This window comes from Micromonospora salmantinae (assembly GCF_022230905.1).
Classification (GTDB): domain Bacteria; phylum Actinomycetota; class Actinomycetes; order Mycobacteriales; family Micromonosporaceae; genus Micromonospora; species Micromonospora salmantinae.
This window is the reverse complement of record NZ_JAKKFG010000013.1, coordinates 55,489-79,222: the sequence shown is the minus strand read 5'-3', so window position 1 is coordinate 79,222 and position 23,734 is coordinate 55,489. Positions and strand designations below refer to the sequence as shown.

28 protein-coding genes are annotated in these 23,734 nt (G+C 72.2%); 15 read left to right on the top strand and 13 right to left on the bottom strand.

Translation table 11 applies throughout. The features are described from left to right. The first annotated feature begins 58 nt into the window (after positions 1-58). Positions 59-361: a hypothetical protein gene (locus PSH03_RS12715; RefSeq protein ID WP_238689223.1), complete on the top strand. Its 303-nt coding sequence runs from the start codon at positions 59-61 to the stop codon at positions 359-361. Between the two features lie 148 nt (positions 362-509). Further along, on the top strand, positions 510-1,592 hold the full coding sequence (locus PSH03_RS12710; protein WP_238689222.1) for an NAD-dependent epimerase/dehydratase family protein: 1,083 nt from the start codon (positions 510-512) through the stop codon (positions 1,590-1,592). 136 nt (positions 1,593-1,728) lie between these two features. On the opposite strand, the gene PSH03_RS12705 is transcribed toward PSH03_RS12710, so the two are convergent. The 7 genes from PSH03_RS12705 to PSH03_RS12675 all read right to left on the bottom strand — a co-directional run bounded on the left by PSH03_RS12705 (position 1,729) and on the right by PSH03_RS12675 (position 7,689). Then, positions 1,729-2,913 carry an alanine and proline-rich secreted protein Apa gene (locus PSH03_RS12705; protein WP_238689272.1) on the bottom strand — a complete coding sequence of 395 codons (1,185 nt, stop codon included), beginning with the start codon at positions 2,911-2,913 and terminating at the stop codon, positions 1,729-1,731. Between the two features lie 149 nt (positions 2,914-3,062). Continuing rightward, complete coding sequence (locus PSH03_RS12700; protein ID WP_238689221.1) at positions 3,063-4,253, bottom strand: GNAT family N-acetyltransferase; 1,191 nt, start codon at positions 4,251-4,253, stop codon at positions 3,063-3,065. 68 nt (positions 4,254-4,321) lie between these two features. Continuing rightward, positions 4,322-5,014, bottom strand: coding sequence for a hypothetical protein (locus PSH03_RS12695; protein ID WP_210786884.1), 693 nt, complete (start codon positions 5,012-5,014; stop codon positions 4,322-4,324). Next, on the bottom strand, positions 5,011-5,856 hold the full coding sequence (locus PSH03_RS12690; RefSeq protein ID WP_238689220.1) for an ABC transporter ATP-binding protein: 846 nt from the start codon (positions 5,854-5,856) through the stop codon (positions 5,011-5,013). The genes PSH03_RS12695 and PSH03_RS12690 overlap by 4 nt, the downstream gene beginning before the upstream one ends. Then, complete coding sequence (locus PSH03_RS12685) at positions 5,853-6,191, bottom strand: PadR family transcriptional regulator (protein WP_238689219.1); 339 nt, start codon at positions 6,189-6,191, stop codon at positions 5,853-5,855. Before PSH03_RS12685 ends, PSH03_RS12690 begins: the two co-directional genes overlap by 4 nt. 102 nt (positions 6,192-6,293) lie before the next feature. Beyond that, positions 6,294-7,013 (bottom strand): PP2C family protein-serine/threonine phosphatase, encoded by a 720-nt coding sequence (locus PSH03_RS12680; RefSeq protein WP_112586332.1) that lies wholly within the window; start codon positions 7,011-7,013, stop codon positions 6,294-6,296. A 115-nt stretch (positions 7,014-7,128) separates the two neighbouring features. Continuing rightward, positions 7,129-7,689: an XRE family transcriptional regulator gene (locus PSH03_RS12675; RefSeq protein ID WP_238689218.1), complete on the bottom strand. Its 561-nt coding sequence runs from the start codon at positions 7,687-7,689 to the stop codon at positions 7,129-7,131. 55 nt (positions 7,690-7,744) lie between these two features. Between PSH03_RS12675 and PSH03_RS12670 the strand changes: the two genes are divergently transcribed. Continuing rightward, positions 7,745-8,998, top strand: a complete 1,254-nt coding sequence (locus tag PSH03_RS12670) for a benzoate/H(+) symporter BenE family transporter (protein WP_238689217.1) — start codon at positions 7,745-7,747, stop codon at positions 8,996-8,998. 67 nt (positions 8,999-9,065) lie between these two features. Here PSH03_RS12670 and PSH03_RS12665 read toward each other — a convergent pair whose 3' ends face one another. From PSH03_RS12665 to PSH03_RS12650, 4 genes are all read right to left on the bottom strand, one after another. Beyond that, positions 9,066-9,437, bottom strand: coding sequence for a hypothetical protein (locus PSH03_RS12665; protein WP_210786876.1), 372 nt, complete (start codon positions 9,435-9,437; stop codon positions 9,066-9,068). A gap of 210 nt (positions 9,438-9,647) precedes the next feature. Next, entirely contained in the window at positions 9,648-9,899 is a 252-nt protein-coding gene (locus tag PSH03_RS12660; protein WP_030486188.1) for a hypothetical protein, read from the bottom strand. A gap of 81 nt (positions 9,900-9,980) precedes the next feature. Further along, on the bottom strand, positions 9,981-10,442 hold the full coding sequence (gene mscL, locus PSH03_RS12655; protein ID WP_238689216.1) for a large conductance mechanosensitive channel protein MscL: 462 nt from the start codon (positions 10,440-10,442) through the stop codon (positions 9,981-9,983). 39 nt (positions 10,443-10,481) lie between these two features. Next, positions 10,482-11,162, bottom strand: a complete 681-nt coding sequence (locus PSH03_RS12650; protein WP_210786897.1) for a FadR/GntR family transcriptional regulator — start codon at positions 11,160-11,162, stop codon at positions 10,482-10,484. Between the two features lie 110 nt (positions 11,163-11,272). Here PSH03_RS12650 and PSH03_RS12645 point away from each other — a divergent pair, with 110 nt between their 5' ends. Further along, positions 11,273-12,553 (top strand): MFS transporter, encoded by a 1,281-nt coding sequence (locus tag PSH03_RS12645; RefSeq protein ID WP_372494749.1) that lies wholly within the window; start codon positions 11,273-11,275, stop codon positions 12,551-12,553. Positions 12,554-12,564: 11 nt separating this feature from the next. On the opposite strand, the gene PSH03_RS12640 is transcribed toward PSH03_RS12645, so the two are convergent. Beyond that, positions 12,565-12,921 (bottom strand): STAS domain-containing protein, encoded by a 357-nt coding sequence (locus PSH03_RS12640; RefSeq protein WP_091395791.1) that lies wholly within the window; start codon positions 12,919-12,921, stop codon positions 12,565-12,567. A 163-nt stretch (positions 12,922-13,084) separates the two neighbouring features. On the opposite strand from PSH03_RS12640, the gene PSH03_RS12635 reads away from it, so the two are divergent. The 6 genes from PSH03_RS12635 to PSH03_RS12610 are packed head-to-tail and all read left to right on the top strand — an operon-like array spanning position 13,085 to position 18,682. Beyond that, positions 13,085-13,945 carry an STAS domain-containing protein gene (locus tag PSH03_RS12635; RefSeq protein ID WP_210786870.1) on the top strand — a complete coding sequence of 287 codons (861 nt, stop codon included), beginning with the start codon at positions 13,085-13,087 and terminating at the stop codon, positions 13,943-13,945. Beyond that, positions 13,945-14,355 carry an STAS domain-containing protein gene (locus tag PSH03_RS12630; protein WP_210786869.1) on the top strand — a complete coding sequence of 137 codons (411 nt, stop codon included), beginning with the start codon at positions 13,945-13,947 and terminating at the stop codon, positions 14,353-14,355. The genes PSH03_RS12635 and PSH03_RS12630 overlap by 1 nt, the downstream gene beginning before the upstream one ends. Beyond that, complete coding sequence (locus PSH03_RS12625; RefSeq protein WP_145796443.1) at positions 14,352-14,771, top strand: anti-sigma regulatory factor; 420 nt, start codon at positions 14,352-14,354, stop codon at positions 14,769-14,771. The genes PSH03_RS12630 and PSH03_RS12625 overlap by 4 nt, the downstream gene beginning before the upstream one ends. Then, the gene (locus tag PSH03_RS12620) at positions 14,768-15,781 is read left to right on the top strand and encodes a SpoIIE family protein phosphatase (protein ID WP_210786895.1); all 1,014 of its coding nucleotides are present in this window, start codon (positions 14,768-14,770) and stop codon (positions 15,779-15,781) included. The genes PSH03_RS12625 and PSH03_RS12620 overlap by 4 nt, the downstream gene beginning before the upstream one ends. A 32-nt stretch (positions 15,782-15,813) precedes the next feature. Beyond that, positions 15,814-17,139 (top strand): sensor histidine kinase, encoded by a 1,326-nt coding sequence (locus PSH03_RS12615; RefSeq protein ID WP_210786888.1) that lies wholly within the window; start codon positions 15,814-15,816, stop codon positions 17,137-17,139. A 13-nt stretch (positions 17,140-17,152) separates the two neighbouring features. Next, entirely contained in the window at positions 17,153-18,682 is a 1,530-nt protein-coding gene (locus tag PSH03_RS12610) for a SpoIIE family protein phosphatase (RefSeq protein ID WP_238689215.1), read from the top strand. Between the two features lie 40 nt (positions 18,683-18,722). Here the strand turns inward: PSH03_RS12610 and PSH03_RS12605 are convergent, their stop codons facing one another. Beyond that, positions 18,723-19,544 carry a helix-turn-helix domain-containing protein gene (locus tag PSH03_RS12605; RefSeq protein WP_238689214.1) on the bottom strand — a complete coding sequence of 274 codons (822 nt, stop codon included), beginning with the start codon at positions 19,542-19,544 and terminating at the stop codon, positions 18,723-18,725. Between the two features lie 31 nt (positions 19,545-19,575). On the opposite strand from PSH03_RS12605, the gene PSH03_RS12600 reads away from it, so the two are divergent. The 5 genes from PSH03_RS12600 to PSH03_RS12580 all read left to right on the top strand — a co-directional run bounded on the left by PSH03_RS12600 (position 19,576) and on the right by PSH03_RS12580 (position 23,734). Then, positions 19,576-20,160, top strand: a complete 585-nt coding sequence (locus PSH03_RS12600) for a TIGR03086 family metal-binding protein (protein ID WP_238689213.1) — start codon at positions 19,576-19,578, stop codon at positions 20,158-20,160. 278 nt (positions 20,161-20,438) lie between these two features. Beyond that, the gene (locus PSH03_RS12595; protein WP_238689212.1) at positions 20,439-20,975 is read left to right on the top strand and encodes a PadR family transcriptional regulator; all 537 of its coding nucleotides are present in this window, start codon (positions 20,439-20,441) and stop codon (positions 20,973-20,975) included. Then, a complete protein-coding gene (locus tag PSH03_RS12590) occupies positions 20,972-21,673 on the top strand; it encodes an ABC transporter ATP-binding protein (RefSeq protein WP_238689211.1) in 702 nt (233 codons plus the stop codon). The genes PSH03_RS12595 and PSH03_RS12590 overlap by 4 nt, the downstream gene beginning before the upstream one ends. Continuing rightward, positions 21,670-23,211 (top strand): ABC transporter permease, encoded by a 1,542-nt coding sequence (locus PSH03_RS12585; protein ID WP_238689210.1) that lies wholly within the window; start codon positions 21,670-21,672, stop codon positions 23,209-23,211. Before PSH03_RS12590 ends, PSH03_RS12585 begins: the two co-directional genes overlap by 4 nt. 94 nt (positions 23,212-23,305) lie before the next feature. After that, positions 23,306-23,734, top strand: coding sequence for a hypothetical protein (locus PSH03_RS12580; protein ID WP_210785243.1), 429 nt, complete (start codon positions 23,306-23,308; stop codon positions 23,732-23,734).

Below are 23,734 nucleotides of genomic sequence, written 5' to 3'. Positions count from 1 at the left end.
ATCGAGCGACCTCGTTCGGCGGCGCATGGGTGGGGGCCGATGGGGAACCAGGACCGGCATGGGATCGAGCCGCTTGCCGGCCGTGGCGGCCTCCGGGGAGGAGGTCGGGCGCGATGGCGTACGCCAGCCGGGTGGGGAGGTGCACGCCTGGTTGCCCGGCCAGAACCAGACGGTCTGTGGCCTGGCGCTGAGCCGGACCCGGCTGCGTCGCTTCCCGCACGTGCCCTTCGACTACTCGGGTACCGACGTGCTCACCGAGGCGGACGCGGTGGGCTGGATCTGCCCACGCTGCCTGGCCGCCACTGCCGGTAGGCGGGGCAAGGAGAAGCACAGCTGGGTACGGGAGTCCCCTCGCCCTTGATCGACTCGGGATCCCGGAAGTCGGGGTGTACTGCGCGCTCGGACACCCCGACTTTCAGGAAGTCGAGTGGATCGAGCCGCGCGCGCCGCAGGCCCCCCGCCGCGCTGATGGGTGGTTGAGCTGCTGCTGGGCGGGTACGGGGTCGGGCATGCGGATCGTGGTGGTGGGGGCCAGCGGCAACGTCGGTACGGCGCTGCTGCGCCGGCTGCGCCGGGAGCGGGGCGTGGAGCTGGCCGGGGTCGTTCGACGGTTGCCCGGCCCGGACGCCGGCGAGCCGTACGACCAGGTGGAGTGGCACTCCTGCGACATCGGCGCGCCGGGCGCGGTCGGGCAGCTCGCCGAGGTGTTCGCGGGTGCTGACGCGGTGGTGCACCTGGCCTGGCAGATCCAGCCCAGCCACGACCAGCGGGTGCTGCGCCGGACCAACGTCGAGGGCAGCCGGGCGGTGATCAACGCGGTGGTCCAGGCCGGAGTTCCGGCCCTGGTGTACGCCTCGTCGGTCGGCACCTACGCGCCCGGCCCGAAGGATCACCCGATCAGTGAGCGGTGGCCGGCCACCGGTGTGCCCGGTTCGTCTTACAGCGAGCACAAGGCGGAGGTCGAGGCTCTGCTGAACGAGGTCGAACGGGATCAGCCGACGCTGCGGGTGGTGCGGATGCGACCCGGGTTGATCTTCCAGCGGGCCGCCGGTGCGGAGATCACGCGTTACTTCCTCGGCCCGTTGGCGCCGGTGCGGCTGCTGCGCTTCGGCCGGATTCCGCTGGTGCCGACGAACCGCCGGTTGCGGATGCAGGCGGTGCACGCCGATGACGTGGCCGACGCGTACGCCCGGGCGGTGTTGGGTGATGCGCGCGGCGCCTTCAATGTCGCCGCGGACCCGGTGCTCACTCCGGAGCTGGTGGCCCGGCACTTCCATGGTTGGACGGTGCCGGTCGCCGCGCCGGTGCTGCGGGCGGCGGCGGCGCTGACCTGGCGGGCGCGGCTGCAACCGGTCGACGCGGGCTGGGTGGAGCTGGGTCTGAACGCCCCGCTGATGTCCAGCGAGCGCGCGGAGACCGAGCTGGGCTGGCAGCCCAAGATCAGTGCGCTGACGACGCTCAAGGAACTCTTCGCCGGAATGGCCGACGGCGACCACACGCCGAGCCCACCGATGTCCGGCGCACGGGACCTGCCCGGCCGCCCGGCCGCCCTCCTCCACGCCCGCCCCCCAGGCGAAGGAAACCCCTACTGACCCCCACCCCAGCTCGGTGATCAAGAGCTTTCGGTCAGAAAAAGCCGCCCCGATGACCGAAACCTCTTGATCACCGGCGCGGGCGCGGGGACCCTCGGCGGGTGTGGGGGCCCCGGCGGGGCTGGGCTGCCGTGGGTTAGGAGAGCTTGGCGTTGGTGAGCGTGGGGTTGCGGGCGCCCAGGAAGAAGATGCCGGGGAAGCCGCGGGTCTCGAACTTGGCGCTGGGGTTGCGGCGCAGGGTCGAGTTTTCGATCCTCATGGTGCCGGTGCGGTTGTTGCTCACGAAGAAGATCGCGCCGCCACCCTCGTTGGCAGTGTTGTTCTCGATGATCGTGCCGGCGATCCGGACGGTGAACTCGTTACCGTCGCAGTAGATCGCGCCGCCGCTGCCGCCGCCGGGCGTACCGGACTTGGCCGGGTTGGCGCCGCTGCCGATCGCCTCGTTGTTCCTGAGCAGGCTGTTCAGCACCACCCACGACACGCCGATGCTGCTCAGCGCCCCTCCGTTGGAGCAGGAGCCGCCGTCGAATGTGCTGCCCACCACGTACACCGGCTTGTTCTCGTACTGGCTCAGCACCCGGACGGCCGCGCCACCCAGGTCGGGGCCGGTGCGGTCGCAGCGGTTGCGGACGAAGCGCGAGTTGACCACCTTCAGCCGCCCGCCGCGGACGAAGATCGCCCCACCGCCGCCGCCCTCGGCCTTCTCGCCGGTGGAGTTGCCGTCGGCGAAGGTCAGGTTCTGCACGGTGAGCTGCGGGTGATCCTGGTTCTGGCAGTGCGAGGTGGTGAAGCCCTGGGCCTCGTCGCAGGTGTTCATGTAGAGGATGCGGCGCTGCCCCTGGCCGCTCAGCGTGACAGTGCCGCCGCCGTCCAGCACGATCTTCGGGCCGTTGGCGTTGCGGACCTTCGCGGTGGCGGCCATCTTGATCGTCACCGGGGCCGGTCCACAGTTGAACGTGATGACACCGCCGGCCGCGACGGCCTTGACGACCGCCGCGGAGGTGCAGCTCGCCGGGGTGCCGGTGCCGATGGTCCGGGTCGGCTTGGAGGTGTCCACCGCCCGCGCCTCGGCCGGCACCGTGGCCCTGCCGTTCGGGTTGCCGGCGGCGAGCACCTTGTTGGCGGGCTTCGGGCTGGCGCTGGCCCCCGGGCCGCCGAGGCCGTCCCGCGCACCCGGCGCTTCGCTCTGACCGCCGGTGGGCAGCGCCGTCGGGGAGGCGGTCGAGCCGGCCTCGAAGGCGGGGGCCGGGTCGTTGGGCGCGCAGGCGGGCAGGGTCGCGGTGGCGACACCGAGGACGAGGAGAGCGGCAAGCGACGTCATGCGCACCCCGTGATGCTAGGAGCCGCGACGGCCTCGCGACGAATCCGCCGAGCCGGTTTAATGCCCCGCTAAGCCACGCCCGCCGCCCGCCGCCCGCCGCCCGCCGCCCGCCGGCTGCGGCGCGGTGGGTCCCCGGCGGCAAACCGGGCTCAGAAGTCGGCGAAGAGGTACGGCACCCGGCGGGGGAAGAGGCCGCGCAGCTCCGTGGCGGCGTCCATCGGCACCTCGCCCAGACCGCGTAGCGGCAGCTCGGCCGGGTCCAGCACCCCGTACGCGAGGGCGGAGAGCCCGGCGGCGGTGAGCGTGGCGGTCGGGGCGCGGCCGGTGGTGTCGTCGACCAGTTCCAGCGCCCCGGTGGTGCCGTCGAGCAGGTGGGTGCCGGCCAGCCAGCGGTCCCCGGTCAGCTCGATCCGCACCCGGCCCGGTCCGGCGGGCAGCCCGCTCAACGCGTCCAGCGACAGCAGCCGGGCCATCGGCGCGGACGAACCCGGCACTGCCGTACGGGCCTCGACGTGCACGTCCAGGTCGGTCAGCCACAGCTCGGGCAGCTCGTCCGGCGGAACCTGAACGGTGACCCGCTCGATCTGGTCGACGTGCCGGGCGAAGAACTGCAACAGCAGCGTCCGTGCGAGCGGGTCGGTGACCAGCAGTTCGTTGCCGTGCAGCGTGCCGCCGTGTTCGTCGATCCGGTACGTCACCGCGCCGGTGACCTCCCCGCCGACCCGGGCGGTGAGCAGCCAGTACTCGTCACGGTCACGCATTCCGACCGCCCGGTAGTCCGGGAAGATCGCGAAGCCGTGTCGTTCCTGGAGGTTGCGTTCGGTGAACGCCCGCCACGCCGGATAGCCGGCGGCGACGCGTTCCCAGCCGACCTCGCCGGGCAGGTCCACCCGGAGCAGCGAACCCAGGTTGGCCGGAGTGAAGGTGACACGGCGCGGCTTGGGCAGCCCGACGTAGCCGAACCGGGCGTAGAAGCTGGGCCGGAACGGATAGAGCGCGCTGAGCAGATGGCCCTCGTCGCGCATCTCGTCGAGGAGTCGGTGCAGCAACGTCCGGACATGCCCCTGCCGGCGGGCCAGCGGATGGGTCGCCACCCCGGCGACACCGGCCATCGGCAGCACCACCCCGCGCAGGTTCTGTCGCATCGGGATGGCCGAGACGGCGGCCAACGTGGTGCCGTCCTCCTCGGCGATCAGCGTCCGGTTGCCCTGGTTGTAGGGCAGGTAGTCGCGGAACTCGGCGGCGCGGGCAGCACTGAGCGGCGAGGACTCGAAGGCGTACGCGGCCAGCGGAAAGCTGGTGGTGAGACGGTCGTCGTCGGTCACCCGGCGGATGGTCATTCGCCCATCTCAACCCGCCGCGCGGGTCGTAGCAACCGGATTGGCCCGATCCGTGGCCGGCGCGGCGGTCAGCCGACCGGCAGGTGCCGCAGGTGGCGACGGCGGCGCAGGCGGACGCTGGCCACCGCGGCCACGCCCAGGGCCAGCAGTGCGGTGACGACGAGCCCGTGCAGCAGGCCACGGGAGAGGTAGCCCTGGTCGGTGTTGTCGACAGCCCAGGTGGCGATCTCACGGCTCGACCAGAACGGTGTCAACCTCGCCCCGGACCCGGCCGGGTCGATCAGCATCTGCACGGTCACCACTGTGAGCAGCAGCAGCGTGCCCTCCAACTCGCGGGGCAGCAGCGCACCGATCAGCATCCCGAACGGCGCCGCCACCGCGACGGAACAGAGCAACGCCGCCGCCAGGCCGCCGTACCGCAGGTCCGCGCCGTCGATCATCGGGAGCAGGAAGAAGGGTACGGAGATGACCAGCCCCACGGTCCACAGGCCGAGCATCCGACCGAGGTAGAGGTGGTGTGGGCGGTAGCCGGCCAGCCGCAGCCTCGGCTCCAACTCGCGGGCCGCGGTCGTGGCGAACAGCGCGGCGGTGCTCACCGCCCAGCCCACGCCGAGCAGCAGCGAGCGAACCGACTGCCCGAGGTAGGCGTCCCGCCGGATCAGGTAGAAGGTCAACGGCATCAACAACAACAGCAGGAGTACGCCTCGACGCCGCAGCAGCTCCCGCAGGGTCATCTCGGCGACGGTCACGAGCCGGTTCACGGGCGGCCTCCCTGGATGCCGGGCGCGTGCCACAGGGTCTCGTGTGCCGGGGTCAGGTCGAGCACGATGTCCACCCGGTCGAGTTGGTTGAGCAGGTGGGTCACCACGACGATGGCAGTGCCGGCGTCGCGCAACCTGCTGAGCTGGTCCCAGAAGTTGACGTACGTGCCCTGGTCGAAGCCCTGGTACGGCTCGTCGAGCAGCAGCACGTCGGGGGCGCTGAGCGTGGACATGGTCAGGTTGAGCTTCTGTCGGGTGCCGCCGGAGAGGTGGCGGGCCTGCACGTCGCCGCCCGCTTCCCAGCCGAGCTGCCGGGCCGCCGCCCGACCGGCGCGGCGGGCCGGACCCCGGGCCACGCCCTGACCGGCGCCGACCAGCACGAAGTGCTCGTCGGCGAGCAGGAAGTCGGCGGTGCCGCCGGACTGCGGGCAGTAGCCGAGCCGCCCGGAGACGGTCACCTCACCGGCGTCCGGTGACATGAGTCCGGCGCAGATCCGGAGGAAGGTGCTCTTGCCGCAGCCGTTCGCGCCGACGACGGCGGCGATCTGTCCGGCCCGGACGGTCAGCGTGGCGTCGCGCAGCACGGTTCGCCGTCCGTACCGCTTGGTGATGCCTGCCGCGTGCAGCCGGACCGGGCCGGGGCGGGGTCCGGGCGCGGTGCCGATGCTCTCCACGACAGCACCCGCGTACTGCTGGGGTGGGCTGAAGACGACCCAGGGGTCGCCGCCGCCCTCGCGTAGGTGCGTGGCGGCCTCGGCGACCACGTGCCGTGCGGCGTCCGCCGCGACCCGGCGCTGGTGCAGCTCGGCCGTGAGCGTACGCAGCCAATCGTCGGCGTTCACCGGGTGACCCCCTTCGTGACGATGTCGTTCACCGGCTGGACGAAGGTGAGCCAGGCGCTGCCGCCGGTGCGGAGCGCCGCGTGCCCGTCGTCGGTGAGCCGGTAGTACTTGCGGGCCGGCCCGGCGCTGCCCTCCCGCCACTGCGCGGTCACCAGGCCGGTCTTCTGTAGGCGCAGCAGCACGGGGTAGAGCGTGCCGCCCTGGATCGGCCCGACGCCCGCCGCGTCGAGCGCCTGGGCGAGCTGGTAGCCGTAGGACTCGCCTTTGGACAGCAGGGCCAGGACGCAGATGTCGAGCACCCCCCGCAGCCACTGCCCGCGCCGGTCGGAATCCACGCGTCGGACAGTAGCGGTGCTAGCTAGATGGCACAACCACCTACTGGGGCAGCGGAACCCGAACCAGTCGGTTCGGGTGAGCCGCCGAGTGAGCGGTACGGGTCAGCGGGCGACGACGTCGGAGACCACGACTGTGACGTTGTCCGGGGCGCCGGCGTGGTGGGCCAGCTTCACCAACTGCTCACCGCACTGCTGGCGGTCGGCGTACATGCCCAGGGCCGCGGCGATGGCCTCGTCCTCGACGTAGTCGGAGAGCCCGTCGCTGCACAGCAGCAGCCGGTCACCGGGGACCACTGTGAGCACCCCGACCGCGGGTGGGGTGTCGGCGCCCTGCACGGCCCGGGTCACCAGGGACCGCTGCGGGTGGTGGCGGGCCTGCTCGGGAGAGAGGGTGCCCTGATCGACAAGCGCCTGCACGAACGTGTCGTCCCGGGTGAGCTGGGTCAGCTCCCCCTCGCGCAGCAGGTAGCAACGGGAGTCGCCCACCTGGGCCAGCACCAGTGTCTCCCCGGCCAGCAGCGCCGCGGTGAGCGTCGTACCCATGCCGTCCCGGCTCGGGTCGACGGTGATGGCGGCGTGGATGCGCTGGTTGGCGGTGCTGACCACGGCACGCAGCGCGTCGGCGGCGCCGTCAGGGTCGGTGGGCGGAGCCAGCTCGTCCAGAATCCGGATCACGATCTCGCTCGCCACCTCGCCCGCAGGCAGCCCACCCATGCCGTCGGCGACGGCGATCAGGCGGTCACCGGCGAGGGCGGAGTCCTCGTTGTTGGTGCGCACCAAGCCGATGTCGTTGAGGATGACCGAGCGGAGGATCAGCGTCATGGGGTCAAGCTTGCCAAGAACAACCCGCATTCGTCTCTACGCCTCCTACCTAGGTCGAGAAATGATTGCGATTTTCGTCGACGGAGCCGACGGTCCGTGACCGATCGGCGGGGTCTCAGCGGCGCGGATAGCGCAGGAGCAGGCTCGCGGCGACCTCCTCGTCACCCACCGCCGCGTAGCTGTGTGGCACGTCCGACACCCAGCGGAGGTGGCCACCGGCCGGGGCGGTCAGCGGTGCGTCGGCCGGCCCGGCGCGCAACACCCCGGCGAAGACGGTGACGTGCTCGGTGACTCCCGCCGGGTGGGCGGGGGAGAGCTGGCCGGGGCCGGGCGCGACCCGCATCCGGTACAGCTCGTAGGTCGCGTCGGTGTCGGTGAAGACCTCCAGCAGGGTCGCGGTGACCGCGGTGCCGTGCACTGTGGGCCCGGCGGCCGGCTCCGCCAGCACCGCCGTCAGCGGTACGCCGAGCTGCGCGGTGACCGCCCAGAGCGTCTCCAGGGTCGGGTTGCGGGTGCCGTGCTCCAAGCCGGAGAGGGTGGCCTTTCCGACACCGGCGAGCCGGGCGAGTGTGGACAGCGAGATCCCCTGCTCCTCGCGCAGGGCACGGACCCGGCGCCCGACGACGGCGGGATCCACGTCGAGGCCGGGGCGCGGGACTGGTGGTGGGTGCGGCACCCGGCTATCGTGCTACACGCTTCCGTTCCGTAAACGGAACAGTCGGGAGGGTGGGGTGGCTGGACGCGTGCAACCGGTGCTGGCGGGGGTGGTGACAGCGCTGGTGGGCTTCGCCAGCTCGTTCACAGTCGTGCTGGCCGGGCTCCGAGCGGCGGGCGCGTCGGACGCACAGGCCGCCTCCGGCCTGCTCGCGCTCTGCGTGGCGAGTGGGTTCGTCGCCGTCTGGCTGGGCTGGCGGTACCGGATACCGATGAGCGTGGCCTGGTCCACGCCGGGCGCGGCGCTGCTGGTGGCGACCGGGCCACCGCCGGGCGGATGGCCGGTGGCGGTGGGCGCCTTCCTCGTCTCCGGTGTGCTGATCGTCGCGGCCGGGTTGTTCCCGCCGCTCGGCCGTGCGGTGGCCGCCATCCCCAAGCCGGTAGCCGGCGCGATGCTCGCCGGGGTGCTGCTGCCGCTGTGTACCGCCCCGGTCCGCGCGCTTGTCGAGCTGCCGGTGGTGGCCGGATCGGTGGTGGTCGGTTGGCTGCTGCTGCACCGGTTCGCCCGACGCTGGGCGGTACCCGGTGCGCTGGTGGTGGCGGTGGCGGCGATCGCACTGACCGCACCGCCGACCGGCCTGACCGGTGCCGCGCTGATCCCGTCGGTCACGCTGACCGCGCCGGCGTGGAACGCGTCAGCGCTGGTCGGGTTGGCCCTGCCGCTGTTCCTGGTCACCATGGCCGCGCAGAACGTACCCGGCATGGCGGTGCTGGTCGGCTACGGCTACCGGCCGCCGTTCGGCGCGGCGCTGCGGACCACCGGTCTGGCCAGTCTGCTCGCCGCCCCGGCCGGCGGGCACGCGGTGAACCTCGCGGCGATCACCGCCGCGCTGGCCGCCGGCCCCGACGCGCACCCCGACCCGGAGCGCCGGTGGATCGCCTCGGTCACCGCGGGCGCCGGGCTGGCAGTGCTCGGCCTGGGCGCCGGCGTAGCCACCACGCTGGTGGCGGTCGCCCCACCGATCCTCATCGAGGCGGTCGCCGGGCTGGCGCTCCTGGGCGCCCTCGCCACCGCGCTCGCCTCGGCGGTGACCGACCCGGCGACGCGGGAGGCCGCCGTGGTCACCTTCGTGGTGACCGCGTCCGGGGTGACGCTGATCGGCGTGGGCGGCGCGTTCTGGGGCCTGGTCGCGGGCTGCCTGATGCTGCTGATCTTCCACCGCCGCCAGCCCGCCGCGCCGGATCAGCCCGCCGCGCCGGATCAGCCCGCCCCCGCCGCGCCCGACCAACCCGCCCCTTCGGCGCCGAGAAGATCCACTCGGGTTTCATGATGTCGGGCTGTCCCGAGGCTCCGGACACCCCGAATGCCGTGGACCCGAGTCGGTCAGGGAGGTTGGGTCACTCCTCGGGCGGCAGGTCGGCCACCCCGACGGCCAGGAGGACCCGGCCGTCGGCCACCGCACCGATCCGGTCGGCCGGTACGTAGACCGCGCCGGTGCGGGTCAGGTCGGTCGAGACCTTCAGATAGCCGCTGTGCAGCAGCCGCGCCGCCAGATCGGCCGGCACGTCCGGCTCCTCGACCGCGGTCGCCTCGATCAGTTCGTCCAGGCTGCTGCCCGGGTCGGCGGTCGGTGTCTGGACGGTCACCGCGTTCGGGTCACCCCGCTGGACGAGGTCCACGGTGCCGACCTCGGTGCCAGCTGAGTCGATCACCGGCATCCCGGTGGTGATCCGCGAGATGGTCGCCTGCTGCTCGTCCTGCTGGTCCATCCCGCTGCGGTTCCCAGGGCGGCGCGCCGCTAAACGCCGCCGCCCGCCCACTCGCCCGACGCTCAGCAACTGCGGCAGCGACCTGGAGGCGGCGGGCTTTGAGACGGCGGGCCTGGAGGCGATGGCCCGGAGAGCGTTATGACTCTGAGTCATATTGATGCCTCAGAGTCATCACCGTCGAAAGCAATACCGCCTCCACGGCCAGGCCACTCAGCTGTTCGGGAGGGTCCAGCCGCCGGGCGGTCGGGGGGACAGCTCCCGCCAGGTGTCCGGGCCGTCGAGCAGCGCCCGGACGGTGTCCTCGGCCTCGTCCGCACTGCCGTACTCGTAGAAGCGGGAGATGCCCTCGGCGCCGCCGGCCCGCTGCTCGACGTGCCACCGGTCGGCGTCCACTCGCAGGAAGACGTCCCGCCGGGCCAGCCGCCCCCACTTCCCGTTCCACCAGTGCTTTCGCTGCTCCATGGCGGGACTCTATCGAACACACGTACGAGAAGGTGCGGCCCCTGCGGGAATCCCACAGGGGCCGATGTGCATCCGTTCGGGTCAGCGCTGCGTCGGCGGCTCCGGGCGGCGGCCCAGCACGTCGTCCAGCGCCCCACGCTGCTGGCCGGGGGTGGTGTGGCCGGCGGAGACCAGGGCGTCCCGGATCTCGGTGAGCAGCTTGACCTCCTCGCTCGGCGCCGAGGGCGGCGGCTCCTCGCCCCGCTTGCGCCGCTCGGCCAGCTTGTTCATCGGGAACACCACGAAGAAGTAGAGCACCGCCGCGGTGAGCAGGAAGGTGATCAGGGCGTTGATGAACCCCGCCCAGTCCATGTAGTTGCCCTTGGTGATCTCCCACCGCCCGGCCGACAGGCCAGTGCCACCGCCGAGTGCCTTGATCAGTGGTTCGAGGAACGACTTGGTGAGTTGTGTGACCACGCCGGTGAACGCGGCGCCGATCACGATGCCGACCGCCAGGTCGACGACGTTGCCGCGCATGATGAAGTCTTTGAAGCCCTTGAGCATTCGTACTCCCGAGGTGTCCGCTTTTCTGTCGGGCACAACCTATGCCCGTTCGGCGGGTTCCAGAAAAGCGCCGGCTTCGAGCGCCGCCCGGCCGGGATCGCCGGCCCGGATCGCCTCGACCAGCCGGGTGTGGTCGACGTAGCGCTCAGGGGTGAGCTCCCCGCCCATGGCCTGGGCGACAGTGCTGCGCAGGGCGGTGCCCACCGAGGCGTACAGCTCGGCGAGCATGGCGTTGTGCGCGGCGGCGACCACCGCCGTGTGCAGTGCCGCGTCGGCCTCGACGAACGCGTCGACCCGGCCGCCGTGCCAGGCGGCCTCGCGCTGGGCGAGCGCGCCGTCGAGCGCCGCCAGGTCCTCCGGGGTACGCCGCAACGCGGCGAGCCGGGCGGCCTCCACCTCGAAGGCGCGGCGTACCTCGATGACCTCGGTCATCCGGTCGTCGCCGAGTCGGCGGGCGACCACAGGTGCCAGTTCGTCGGTGGACACCACGTAGGTGCCGGAGCCCTGCCGGCACTCCAGCACCCCGGCGTGGACCAGGGCGCGGACCGCCTCGCGGACCGTGTTGCGCCCGACGCCCAGCGCGGCGACCAGTTGTGGCTCGGTGGGGATGCGCCCGCCGACGGGCCATTCGCCGCCGAGGATCCGGGCGCGGAGTTGCTCGGTGGTCTGCCGGACCCGGTGGCCGCGGGGCGGCACGGCGGGCTGGCTGTGGGGCGGCACGGCTGGCTGGCCGCCGGGCGGCACCGGCGGCGCGGAGGGGAATTCAACCGACGGTGGCACTGGTTACATCACCGGTCCCAAATTCATCCCATGATTGTAGGTTAGCGGTCATGACCCCGCCACCAACCGCCGCTCCGGCGCTGCCCGCCCCCGTCGCCGTCGACCCTCGCCCGACGCGGGACCCCGGCACCGGCCGGCGGACGCACCCGGCGACCGGTGGCGCGCTGGTGCTGGTCGGGATGCTGCTGGTCGCGCTCAACCTGCGCGCCGTGGTGACGAGCCTCGGCGCGCTGCTCGACGAGGTCCGCGACGGGCTGGGCCTCTCCGGCGTCACCGCCGGTCTGGTCACCACCCTGCCGACCATCGCGTTCGCCGGCCTCGGCGCGCTCACCCCGTGGCTGGTCCGCCGGGTGGCGCCGGCCCGGGTGCTGGTGGTCGCCATGCTCGCCCTCGCCGTGGGCCAGGTGCTCCGGGTCGTCACCGACTCGGCCTTGATCTTCGTGCTCACCAGCGCGCTGGCGCTGTCCGGCATCGCGGTCGCCAACATCCTGCTGCCGATGCTCGTCAAGCAGCACTTCCCGCACCGCACCGGCCTGGTCACCGGGGCGTACACGATGGCGTTGACAGTGGGCACGACGGTGGCCGCCGCCTCCGCGGTGCCGATCGCGCACGCCTTCGGGTCGTGGCGGGCCGGGCTCGGCGTCTGGGCCGCGATGGCCGCGGTGGCCGTACTCCCGTGGGTGCCGCTGGCGCTGCGGACCCGCGCCGCGGCGCGGCGGGCGACCCCGACGGCGGTCGCCGCCACGCCGGTGCGGGTCCGGCCGGCGCGGACCCGGCTCGGCTGGGCGATGGCTGTCTACTTCGGGGCGCAGTCGCTCAGCGGGTACGCGATCATGGGCTGGCTGGCCCAACTGTTCCGCGACGCCGGTTACCAGCCGGAGTCGGCCGGGCTGCTGCTCGCCGGGGTGACCGCGCTCGGCGTGCCGATCGCGCTGTTGATGCCCACCCTGGCCGGTCGGCTCGGCAGCCTGCGCCCGCTGGTGCTCGGGCTGACCACCGCGTCGGCACTGGCCTACCTGGGGTTGGCGTTCGCACCGCACGGTGCCGCGCTGCTCTGGGTCGCCCTGCTGGCGATCGGTCAGGGCGCGTTCCCGATGATCCTGACCGCCATCGGCCTACGCGCCCGCACGGCCGAGGGCACTGTCGCGCTCTCCGCGTTCGCGCAGAGCACCGGGTACGTGATCGCCGCCCTCGGTCCGCTGATGGTCGGCATCCTCTACGAGGCCACCGGTGGCTGGACCGCACCGATCGGGTTCCTGCTGGGCGCCCTGGCCGTGCAGACGACGGCGGGCATGGCTATCGCTCGTCCCCGTTACGTCGAGGACGAGTGACACGCGGACGGTCAGGAGGAAGCCGGCGTCGATTCGCCGGCGACTGCCTCATCCACCGTCGGGTAGGTGTGCAGCACCTCGACCAGCCCGCTCACCTCGAGGATGCGCAGCACGCCGCGCTGCGGAGCGGCCAGCCGGACCACGCCGCCCGCCTCGTCGCAGCTGTTCTTGGCGCGGACGAAGACCGACAGGCCGGTCGAGTCGCAGAAAGAGACGTCCGCCAGGTCGAACACCAGCCGGTTGCGGCCCTTGTCGAGCAGGTCGGTGATCTGGTCCTGCAGCTGCGGTGCGGTGGCCATGTCAAGCTCGCCCGCGACCGCCACGACGACCACGTCGCCGCGTTGTTCCGTGTGCACCGTCAACGACATTCGCCAGACCTCCTGTTATCGGGGGAACGGTATCCCACGACCATGGTCGGAGGTAGCACGGGAGCGGTGATCCGGTGGCCATCGTCATTCCGTTGCTACGGGGCAAGTAGTTGATCAGACCCCGGTGATAGAGTCCGCCCGGTCCAGGTCAAGGGGGTTCGAAATGGCGTTGAGCACCGAAGAAAGTGGTCGGCTCGCCGCGCTGCTGAGCGGGCAGGACGAACGGGTCACGACTCGGTGGACCGAGATCGTCACCAGTTCGTTGCGAGGCCGGCTGAGCCAGGCGGAGCTGCGCCGACAGGTCCAGGACCTGCACCGTGCCATCATCACCACCGGCGAGCAGGGCACCATCGACCTGTCCGCCGAGAGCGCCGGCGAACTGCGTGCCGCGCTCTCCGAGCTGTCTCGTGGCCGGGCCCGGCAGGGCTTCTCCGCCACCGAGACCACGGTCAGCATCTTCGCGCTGAAGGACGTGCTGGCCGAGCTGGTGCAGGAGACCGGCGGCCCGAACGCACTGCAGGACTTCGTCGCCTTCTCGAAGCTGGTCGACGAGATGGGCCTGTTCACGTTCGAGAGCTTCGTCCGCACCCGGGAGAGTCTGATCGCCGATCAGGCCGAGCAGCTGCTCGAACTCTCCACGCCGGTGGTCAAGCTCTGGGAGGGCGTCGTCGCCGTGCCGCTGGTCGGCACCCTGGACTCGGCCCGGGCCCAGGTCGTCATGGAGCGGCTGCTGCAGACCCTCGTCGACACCAGCTCGCCGTACGCGATCATCGACATCACCGGCGTACCGGCGGTGGACACCCAGGTCGCCCAGCACATCCTGAAGACCGTGGTGGCCGCCCGACTGATGGGCGCTGACTGCATCATCTCCGGCATCCGCCCGCAGATCGCGCAGACCATCGTGGCGCTCGGCATCGAGTTCGGCGACATCGCCACCAAGGCGAGCCTCGCCGACGCGCTGCGCCACGTGCTGCGGCTCAACGGGGTGGAGACCGCTCGCCGCCAGCCGCGTCGGGACGCCTGATGGAGAGGGTTCCGATCCTCAAGATCGGGGACATTCTTCTCGTCTCCATCCAGCTCGACATGTCCGACCAGACGGCTGTCGCGCTCCAGGAGGATCTGGCCGAGCGGATCGTCGCCACCGGCTGCCACGGCGTCATCATCGACATCACCGCACTGGACATCGTCGACTCCTTCGTCGGGCGGATGCTCTCCACCATCGCGTCGATCTCCAAGGTGCTCGACGCGGAGACGGTGGTGGTCGGGATGCGTCCGGCCGTCGCCATCACCCTCGTCGAACTCGGGCTGTCGCTGAACGGCATCCGTACCGCGCTGAACGTGGAGCGGGGCATGGAGCTGATCGCGGCGGCCCACGCCGACGAGCTCGACTACCAGCTCGACGACGATCCGGACGCCGAGACGGCCAGGCCGTGACCGCGGGCATCGACCTGGGCCAGCCACAGGCACAGTCGGTCCGCAGCGACGAGGACGTGGTGCGCGTCCGGCAGCTGGTCCGCGCCGTGGCGGTGGCCGTCAAGCTGTCCCTCGTCGACCAGACCAAGGTGGTCACCGCAGCGAGCGAGTTGGCCCGCAACACCCTGGTGTACGGCGGCGGCGGTTCGGTCGAGGTGACGGTCGTGGACAACGGCCGACGCAAGGGCGTGCAGATCGTGTTCGCCGATTCCGGGCCGGGCATCGCCGACCTCGATCTGGCCATGACCGACGGCTACACCAGCGGCGGGGGCCTCGGCCTCGGGCTCAGTGGGTCGCGACGCCTGGTCGACGAGTTCCAGATCGAGACGTCGACGGAGACCGGCACCCGGATCACGGTCACCAAGTGGTCCAGGTGAACGCCGACGCTGTCACCGACAGTGGCATCTGGTTCCGGGTGGAGGCCAGCAGCGCCGCGAGTGCCGTCCGGCGTGCCGCCGAACGTCTCGGCGCGCAGGTGGAGATGGGTGCGGCGCGCATCGCCGACCTGGCCATCGTCGCCGCCGAGCTGACCAGCAACCTGGTCAAGCACGCCGACGACGGTGTCCTGCTGCTCCGGCCGGTACGCCGCGCCGGGCAGGCCGGGGTGGAGATGGTGGCCATCGACTCCGGGCCCGGCATGGCCGACCTGACCGTCTCGTCCCAGGACGGGCACTCCACCACCGGCACACTCGGCATCGGTCTGGGTGCCATCGTCCGGCAGGCCAGCTGGTTCGACGGATACTCGCTGCCCGGCCGGGGCACCGTCCTCGCCGTGCAGGTCTGGCCGGCCGAGGCGGCCCGGCCGTCCTGGGCCGGGGCTCTCACCCGACCACTGACCGGCGAGACGATCAGCGGCGACGGCTACGCCGTGCGGGTCGTCGACGGGCGGCACCAGGTGCTGGTGAGTGACGGGTTGGGGCACGGCCCGCTGGCCGGGGCCGCCACCGACGCCGCGCTGGCCGCGTTCCGCGACGCCCCGGCCGGCCCACCGGCGATGGTGGTCGGTCACCTGCACCGGAGCATGTCGCACACCCGGGGCGCCGCGCTCGCCGTCGGCGAACTGATGCCGGACGCCGGCGTGCTGCACTACGCCGGCCTGGGCAACATCGCCGGCGTGGTCGTCGAGGGTGACGGCCGCCGTCGAGGGCTGGTGTCGCTGCCCGGCATCGCCGGCCACCAACGACCGACGATCCGGGAGTACGACTACCCGTTCGGACCCGGCGCCCGGCTGGTGATGCACAGCGACGGGGTGGTCGACCGGTGGCGGATGACCGACTACCCGGGCCTGGCGGAGCGATCCCCGCTGGTCATGGCGGCGACCCTGCTCCGTGACGCCGGTCTGCGACGTGACGACGCCTGCGTACTGGTCGCGAGGTCGTGGGCGTGAGCGGGGAGCCGGCCGGGCTGCCACTGCTCCAGATGGCGCTGCGGGTCGAGCAGGACATCTTCGTGATCCGTCAGCGGGGACGCGAGGTGGCCGCCGTGGTCGGCCTCGAACACCAGGACCAGGTACGGATCGCCACAGCGCTCAGCGAGGTCGCTCGGGATCTGCTGCGGACGGCCAGCGGAGCGGACGTCTCCTTCCACGTCGACGCGGGCGCCGACGGCCGGTTCCACCTGCGCGCCGACCTGGCCCCGGTGTCCCCGCTGCCGGACGATCGCTACCAACCGCAGTCCGGCGCGGTGTCCCGACTGGTCGACACACTGAGCGTGTCGACCGTCGACGGGGTTACGGTCGTACGGATGTCCCGACGAGTCCCGGCCAACGCGCCGACGCCGACCCCGGAGCGGCTCGCCGAGTTCCGTACCGAACTCGGCCGCACCGCGCCGGCCAGTGCGCTGGACGAGTTGACAGTGCAGAACGGGCAGCTCATCGCCGCACTGGACGAGGTGCGCAGTCAGCGCGACGAGCTGGCCGTGCTGAACGAGGAGCTGGCCGAGACCAACCGCGGAGTGCTGGCGCTCTACAACCAGCTCACCGAGGAGTTGGAGGAGACCAACAGGGGCGTCGTCGCCCTCTACGCCGAGCTGGACGAGAAGTCGGCCCAGCTCCGTGCGGCGAGTGAGTCGAAGAGCCGGTTCCTGGCCAACGTGAGCCACGAGCTGCGCGCCCCGGTCACCGCGATCATCGGCCTGGGGCGGCTGCTCACCGACTCCGCCTCCGACCCGCTCACCGACGAGCAGGGCCGCCAGGTCGATCTGATCCGCTCCTCGGCTGCGGATCTGCTCAACCTGGTCAACGAACTCCTCGACCTGGCCAAAGCCGAGTCCGGTCGGATCGAGCCGGACCTGACCGAGGTCGACCTGCGTCCGGTCTTCGGCCAACTACGCGGCACCCTGCGCGCGCTCGCCACCCGCCCCGGGGTGGAGCTGGTCGTGGAGGAGCCCACCGGGCCGGCCCTGCTGCGCACCGACGAGGTGCTGCTCGGCCAGGTGCTGCGCAACCTGCTGCACAACGGGTTGAAGTTCACCGAGCGTGGCGAGGTGCGCCTGCGGGCCAGCCAACACGGCGACCGCTGGCAGTTCGAGGTCCGCGACACCGGGCCGGGCATCGCTCCCGAGCTGCACGACCGGATCTTCGAGGAGTTCTACCAGATCCCCGGAGCCACCCGGGTCGGCGGCACCGGCCTCGGTCTGCCGTACGCCCGGCGGTTGGTGACGCTGCTCGGCGGGTCGCTCGAGCTGGCCAGCGCGCCGGGCGAAGGCAGCACGTTCACCGTCTCCCTGCCCACCGGCGGGGCGTGACGGCGTGGACGGCATGCCGACAACCATCCTGGTGGTCGACGACAGTCGTACCAAGCGTTACCTGCTGGTCAGCTGGCTGACCCGGGCCGGGTTCACAGTGCTGGAGGCCGAGAACGGCGCCGAGGCGTTGGCTCGGGTCGAGGTGGACCGGATCGACCTGGTGGTCCTCGACGTCCGGCTGCCCGACCTGAGCGGCTACGAGGTCTGCGAACAGATCAAGGCGCGGCACCCGGCGATGCCGGTGATCCACGTTTCGGCGCACGCCGTGGACGTGGCCGACCGCGCCCAGGGGCTGACCCGGGGCGCTGACGCGTACCTGACCGAGCCGATCGAGCCCGAGGAGCTGATCGCCACCACCCGCGCGGTGCTGCGCTACTACCAGGCCCGGCAGCGCGCCGAACTGCTCGCCGAGCGGCTGCTCGGGTTGGCCGACACGACAGTCGCGGTGTACGCGGCGCCGACCTTCGCGCGCCTGCTGGAGGCCGCCGCCGAGGGTGCCGCCCAGATCTTCAAGAGCCCGGCCGCGGTGATCGCCGAAACCTTCGACGGCGACTGCCTCGCGGGTGTCTGCGCCGGTCCCGGCGCGGTGGCCGCCGTGGTGCCGTGGGTCGTCGACGACACCGGGGTGCCCACCGGCGCCACAGTGCGGGTGGAGGCCCCGTCGAACTGGGCGCTCGTCGACTGGCCGGCGGACGACACGGTGACCGTCGCCGCCGCCCGACTGCGCGAGGACCGGGCCCCGCTGTACGTGGTGGTCCCGACCGCCACCCAGACCGCGCGGACCCCGGTGCTCAAGCAGCTGGCTCAGGCGGTGGCGGCGGCCGTGGAGGGGCAGCGCTCGTTCGACGAGGAGCACCGGATCGCTGTCACCCTCCAACGCAGCCTGCTCCCGCGTGGGCTGCCCACCGTGGCCGGCCTCGACCTCGCGGTGCGCTACGAGCCGGCCAGCGCGCAGACCGAGGTGGGCGGCGACTTCTACGAGCTGGTGATGCTCGACGGTCACCTGCTGCTCGCGATCGGGGACGTCGCCGGCCACTCGCTACACGCGGCGACCGTGATGGCCGAGCTGCGGCACGCGGTGCGGGCGTACGCGGTCGAGGGCCATCAGCCCGGCGAGATCCTGCACCGGGTCAACGAGCTGATGCGGACACTGCTGCCGAACGAGGTGGCGACGCTCTGTGTGCTGCTGATGCACCCGCCGACCGGACGGGTCCGGCTGGCCAGTGCCGGGCACTTTCCACCGTTGATGATCATGAACGGCAAGGTCGAGTTCGTGCAGCATTCCGCGCCGCTGCTCGGCGTCCGCGCCCCGCGCCCCGCCGACCTGGAGTTCGTGGTGCCGGCCGGGGCCACGCTGGTCTTCTACACCGACGGGCTGATCGAGCGACGGGACGCCGCCATCGACGAGGGGCTGGCCGCACTGGCTGCGGTCGCCGCGACTGTCGACGGTGACCTGGACCAGTTCTGCGCCCGACTGCTTGTGGAACTGGCCCCACCGGAGATCCAGGACGACGTCGCCGTGGTCGTCCTGCGGCGTCGCTGATCTGTCAGCTCTGTCAAGCTCTGTCAGCTCCTCGGCTTCCTCAGCTCACCGAGCGGGCGTACGCGGCGGGGGACACCCCGGCCACGGCGGTGAAGTCACGGACCAGGTGGGCCTGGTCGCTGTAGCCGAGGTCGGCGGCGAGATCGGCCCAGCTCAGCGGGCCACCGGCGGCCTGTTCGACCGCCTCCTGGAGCCGGTAGCGGCGGATCACCCACTTCGGCCCGACCCCCACGTACTCCATGAAGAGCCGCTGCAACCGGCGGACCGGAACGTCGTGCCGCGCGGCGAAGTCGTCGACGCGCAGCACCGTCCGGTCGGTACGGATCGCCTCGGCCAGCCGGACGGCCTCCTCGGCCACCGGGTCCGGCTCCGGCTGCCAGTCGGTGAGGATGGCGTCCAGCGCCCGGCAGCGCTCGTCGTCGCCGGCCGCCGAGGTGGGTGCTCCCGGAGACGCGCCCACCGGGACGTCCGGGTGGGTCAGCCGGCCGAAGGGCAGCAGCACCCTACGGCCGGTCAGCTCACTGACCGCGCGCCGCCAGAACGGGTGGAAGCCGCCGGGGCGGAACTGCACCCCGGACACCCGGCCGGCGCCGTTGAGCGTGATCCGGAACAGGTCGCGCCCCACCCCGGCCACCTCGCCGGACTCGGGCCCGTCGTCGTCCCGTCGGAACACCACGTTCACCGCCGGGTGCGGCACGACCCGCTGCTCGAACGGCGCGCTCAACGCCCAGTCGATCAACCAGTAGTGCTCGACCCACTGGCGCAGTGACTCCGCCGGCAGGTGTCGGCGGAAGCGCATCTCGCGCAGCAGGCGCCCGGGGTCGAGAATTCCCCGGCTGTCGCCACGCGGTCGCTGTCGCATTTGTTCAAGACCACCCTCATACGCTGGCCCTATGTCCACTCAGACTAGCGAGCTGCTGGCGGCCGCCGCGCCGCGAACCGTCGATGTCGTACGGGGTATCTCCGACGACCAGCTGGACCTGCCCACCCCGTGCAGCGACTACCTGGTCCGTGATCTGCTCAACCACCTCTTCCAGGTGGTGGTCAACTTTCAGGACCTGGCCGAGAAGCGACAGGTGGAGTGGGCCGAGAAGCCCGACCACCTGGGCGACGGCTGGCGGGACCGCTTCGAGGTGGAGACCGGCCGGTTGGTGACCGCCTGGTCGGACCCGTCCGCGGTGGAGGGCATGTCACCGCGTATGCCCATGCCGCAGACCGCCATCGGCGGGATGGCCCTGCTGGACCTGACTGTGCACGGCTGGGATCTCGCGGTCGCCACCGGCCAGCCGTACCACCCGGCCCCGGAGGCGGTGGCCCAGCTGCACGAGCTGGTGGAGCAGTTGGGCCCCACCGCCCGCAAGATGGGCGTCTTCGCCGACCCACTACCCACCCCCACCCCCACCCCCGACCCGACCCCCGACCTGGCCCACCTCCTGACCCAAACCGGCCGCACCCCCACCTGGCCCCAAACCCCCTGACCCACCTCCCGGCCTGCCCACCCGCCCCCCACCCCCCCACCCCCCCCACCCGCCCCCCCACCCGCCCGCCCCCCCACCCGCCCGCGCCCACCCGCCCCGCCCTCGGTGATCAAGAGGTTTGAGTCAAGTTTCGGCGTGCTGGTGACGCAAACCTCTTGATCAACGGTGTGGGTCGGGGTCGGGGTCGGGGGCGGGGGCGGGGTCGGGTGGGGGGGTGGGGTGGGGTGGGGTGGGGTGGGTTGTTGACTTGGGTATTCGCTGGGTGAATAGTGGGCGGGGTGTCCACGCCGCATGTTCTGCTCGGGTTGCTCGCTGGGGGCAGCCGGCACGGATATGAGCTGAAGCGTGCGCACGACGAGCGGCTGCCGCGTGCTCGGCCGCTGGCCTTCGGGCAGGTCTACGCCACTCTCGGCCGCCTCGAACGCGACGGGCTGGTGGCTGCCGCCGGCCAGGACCGGGTGGGCGGGCCGGATCGCACCGCGTACGCGCTGACCGACCAGGGGCGGAACACGCTGGACCAATGGCTGTCCGCTGTGGAAGCACCCATGCCGTACGTGGCCAGCACGCTCTTCACCAAGGTCGTGGTGGCACTCCTGGTCGCCGATGTCGATCGGGCCCGGTCGTACCTGATCGCCCAGCGGGCCGCGCACACCGCACGGCTGCGGGAGCTGACTACGGTCAAGGCCGATCCGGCCGCCACCCTCAGCGACGTGGTCGCTGCCGATTTCGCGATCGCCCACCTCGACGCGGATCTGCGGTGGCTGCACGCCACCCTGGGCCGGGTCGCCGACTGGCACCGGGAGGTGCATCCGTGACGCAACTCCAGGCTCGCGGCGTGGTTCGGGCGTACGGCCCGACGCCCGCGCTGCGCGGCGTGACGCTCGACGTGGCCGAGGGCGAGATCGTCGCCGTCACCGGGCCGAGTGGCTGCGGCAAGTCGACCCTGCTGCACTGCCTGGCCGGGATCCTCCGGCCGGACGTCGGCGAGGTCACCTGGCGTGGGCACCGCATCGACACCTGGTCGGAGGCGGCCCGGTCCCGACTGCGGCGCACGGAGTTCGGGGTGCTGTTCCAGTTCGGTCAGCTGGTGGCCGAGTTGACCGCCGCCGAGAACGTCGCCCTGCCCCTGCTCCTCGCCGGCACGGGGCGGCGAGAAGCACGGACGGCGGCGCTCACCTGGCTGGAACGGTTCGGGGTGGCCGAGGTGGCCGACGTTCGGCCGGGTGAGATGTCCGGGGGTCAGCAGCAGCGCTGCGCCACGGCGCGGGCGCTGGTGACCGAGCCTCGGGTGCTCTTCGCTGACGAGCCGACCGGCGCACTGGACACGCTCACCGGCGAGCAGGTCCTCACCCAGCTGGTCCGGCTCGCCCGCGAGCAGCGCACCGCCGTCGTGCTTGTCACCCACGAGCCGCGGATCGCCGCGTACGCGGATCGGGAGATCGTGCTGCGTGACGGCCTGGTGGACCACACCGGCCTGGGGCTCGACGTGCCGCTGACCGGCGGCGCCCGGTGAGACCGGCGACGCTGCTCCGCCTCGCGCTCGCCGGCACCCGTACCGACACCGCCCGGGTGGTGCTCACCGCGCTCAGCGCCCTGCTGGCGACACTGGCCGGGCTCGCGGCGCTCACCGTGTTGGCCATCCCGACCCCCGCGGCGACGGACGAGAATCAGGACAGGTGGTCGGAGCAGTATCACAACGCTCTGCTGGTGGAGCCCGGGTTGCGCGGCGGTACGGCGTTCGCGCTGCTGATGCTGATGATCCCGGTACTGGCGCTGGCCGGTCAGTGCGCCCGGCTCGGCGCGCCGGCACGGGACCGCCGGTTGGCGGCGCTCCGGTTGGCCGGCGCAACTCCCGGGCAGGTCACCCGGCTGGTGGTGCTGGAGACCGGCGTGGCCGCTTTGCTCGGCACGCTCGTCGGGCTGGGTGTCTATCTGGTCGGCCGCGATCTGCTGCACCGCCCGGACGCGCAGGGTCAACTGGCCCTGCCCACCGACGTGCTGCCGTCGACCGGCGCGTTGGCCGGCTTGGTGCTCGGTCTGCCGGTCGTGGCGGCGCTGGCCACCGCCCTGATGGTGCGAACGGTCACCACCAGCCCGCTCGGGGTGAGCCGCAAGGCGGCTCGCGAGCGTGGTCCGGGTCCGTGGGCGGGGCTCCTGATCGGGTTCGGCGTCGCCTCGTTCGCGGTGATCCGCCCGGTGGTCCACCGGTTCGCCGACGACGCCGAGTTGATGGCCTGGCTGGTGCCGGTGTTGTTCGCGGTGGGCGCGCTCGCGGCGATGATCGGGGTGGTGATCGGCACCGGCTGGCTGTCGTACCACTGCGGGCGGTTGTTGCGTCGGCACGCCCGAGGTCCGGCTGCCCTCCTCGCGGCGGGCCGTCTGATGGCCGACCCGTGGGCGGGTAGCCGCACGTTCGCGGCGCTGCTCGCCGCCCTGATCTTCGGCGGGGGCGCGGCCGCCCAGCGGGCCTACTTCGGGACCACGGACCAGCTTGAGCGGGAGCAGAGCCGGTTCGCCGGGTTGGATGGCGGCACCAACCCGTTCTATCTGTCCACTATGGATTACGTCGATGGCGCGATCGCCGTGGCCATCCTGATCGCGACGGGCGGGCTTGTCGTCGCGCTGGTCGAGGGGATCGTCGCTCGCCGACGTGCCTACGCGGCGTTGGTCGCCACCGGGGTGCCCCGCGCCACGCTGAGCCGTTCGGTGGCCTGGCAGGCGCTGGCCCCGGCCGTGCCGGCGATCCTGCTCGCGCTCACTGTCGGCACGCTGCTCGGCCGTGGGCTCGTCGGGGAGGTCTCGACGGGCGTCTCGTCGACGGAGATCTGCGAGGCCACGGCGGCGCTCTGTGACGACCCGGCCACCCGCGAGCAGTACACCCGGATCGTGTACGCCCCCACGATCGAGCGAGCCGTTCCCGTACCCCTGGAGCACCTGGCGTGGCTCGGCGCCGGCGCGTTGGCAGCGGTGCTGGTGACGATCGGTGTCGGCCTGCTCTCCTGCGCGCCAGCACCGCCCTGGACGAGTTGCGCACGACCTGAGTCGATGTAACGCCGCTGGTGGCGGCGCCGCTGTGTGCAACGGAGACCCGGCCCATCGGGTCTCCGACGCCGGTTGCCGGCGTGGTGACGGTGGGAGTTCGCAGATGCACAGTCAACCGGGCTCTGTCCCGCCGGTGTTCGTCGACGGCACCGGGCGTCGCCGCCGGCTGACAGTCATCGCGGGCACAGCGATGGGCCTTGGCCTGCTCACCAGTCTCGTCCTGATCGCCGCGGGGCTCTTCCTGGACACTTCGGTGCCACTGCCCGGCTGGTCGGAGGACTCCCGGGGGACGCGCCCGGTGGAGGCCGGCGTGGACGGGGTCAACCCGCCTCGGTTGGCCAAGTCGCCGTCGCCGGCGGGCCGTACGTCAGCGCCGCTGCCGCGCGCCACCCCGACCAGCGACCGATCCCCGACCACGGCCGGTACGACCGCCACGGCCACCGGCACGCCATCCGCCACCGACCAACCGGGCCGTGGCGACGAGCACCGCAAGACCGCCAAGCCGAGCAGGTCGCCCGGTAAGCCGCAGTGA

Coding starts and splice junctions, on each gene's coding strand:
- PSH03_RS12660 (WP_030486188.1), bottom strand. CDS start 9,899: ATGGAGCAGCGAAAGCACTGGTGGAACGGGAAGTGGGGGCGGCTGGCC.
- PSH03_RS12640 (WP_091395791.1), bottom strand. CDS start 12,921: ATGTCGTTGACGGTGCACACGGAACAACGCGGCGACGTGGTCGTCGTG.
- PSH03_RS12715 (WP_238689223.1), top strand. CDS start 59: ATGGGATCGAGCCGCTTGCCGGCCGTGGCGGCCTCCGGGGAGGAGGTC.
- PSH03_RS12665 (WP_210786876.1), bottom strand. CDS start 9,437: ATGGACCAGCAGGACGAGCAGCAGGCGACCATCTCGCGGATCACCACC.
- PSH03_RS12680 (WP_112586332.1), bottom strand. CDS start 7,013: ATGACGCTGATCCTCCGCTCGGTCATCCTCAACGACATCGGCTTGGTG.
- PSH03_RS12600 (WP_238689213.1), top strand. CDS start 19,576: ATGTCCACTCAGACTAGCGAGCTGCTGGCGGCCGCCGCGCCGCGAACC.
- PSH03_RS12645 (WP_372494749.1), top strand. CDS start 11,273: ATGACCCCGCCACCAACCGCCGCTCCGGCGCTGCCCGCCCCCGTCGCC.
- PSH03_RS12605 (WP_238689214.1), bottom strand. CDS start 19,544: ATGCGACAGCGACCGCGTGGCGACAGCCGGGGAATTCTCGACCCCGGG.
- PSH03_RS12635 (WP_210786870.1), top strand. CDS start 13,085: ATGGCGTTGAGCACCGAAGAAAGTGGTCGGCTCGCCGCGCTGCTGAGC.
- mscL (WP_238689216.1), bottom strand. CDS start 10,442: ATGCTCAAGGGCTTCAAAGACTTCATCATGCGCGGCAACGTCGTCGAC.
- PSH03_RS12615 (WP_210786888.1), top strand. CDS start 15,814: ATGGCGCTGCGGGTCGAGCAGGACATCTTCGTGATCCGTCAGCGGGGA.
- PSH03_RS12710 (WP_238689222.1), top strand. CDS start 510: ATGCGGATCGTGGTGGTGGGGGCCAGCGGCAACGTCGGTACGGCGCTG.
- PSH03_RS12705 (WP_238689272.1), bottom strand. CDS start 2,913: ATGACGTCGCTTGCCGCTCTCCTCGTCCTCGGTGTCGCCACCGCGACC.
- PSH03_RS12580 (WP_210785243.1), top strand. CDS start 23,306: ATGCACAGTCAACCGGGCTCTGTCCCGCCGGTGTTCGTCGACGGCACC.
- PSH03_RS12700 (WP_238689221.1), bottom strand. CDS start 4,253: ATGACCATCCGCCGGGTGACCGACGACGACCGTCTCACCACCAGCTTT.
- PSH03_RS12630 (WP_210786869.1), top strand. CDS start 13,945: ATGGAGAGGGTTCCGATCCTCAAGATCGGGGACATTCTTCTCGTCTCC.
- PSH03_RS12610 (WP_238689215.1), top strand. CDS start 17,153: ATGCCGACAACCATCCTGGTGGTCGACGACAGTCGTACCAAGCGTTAC.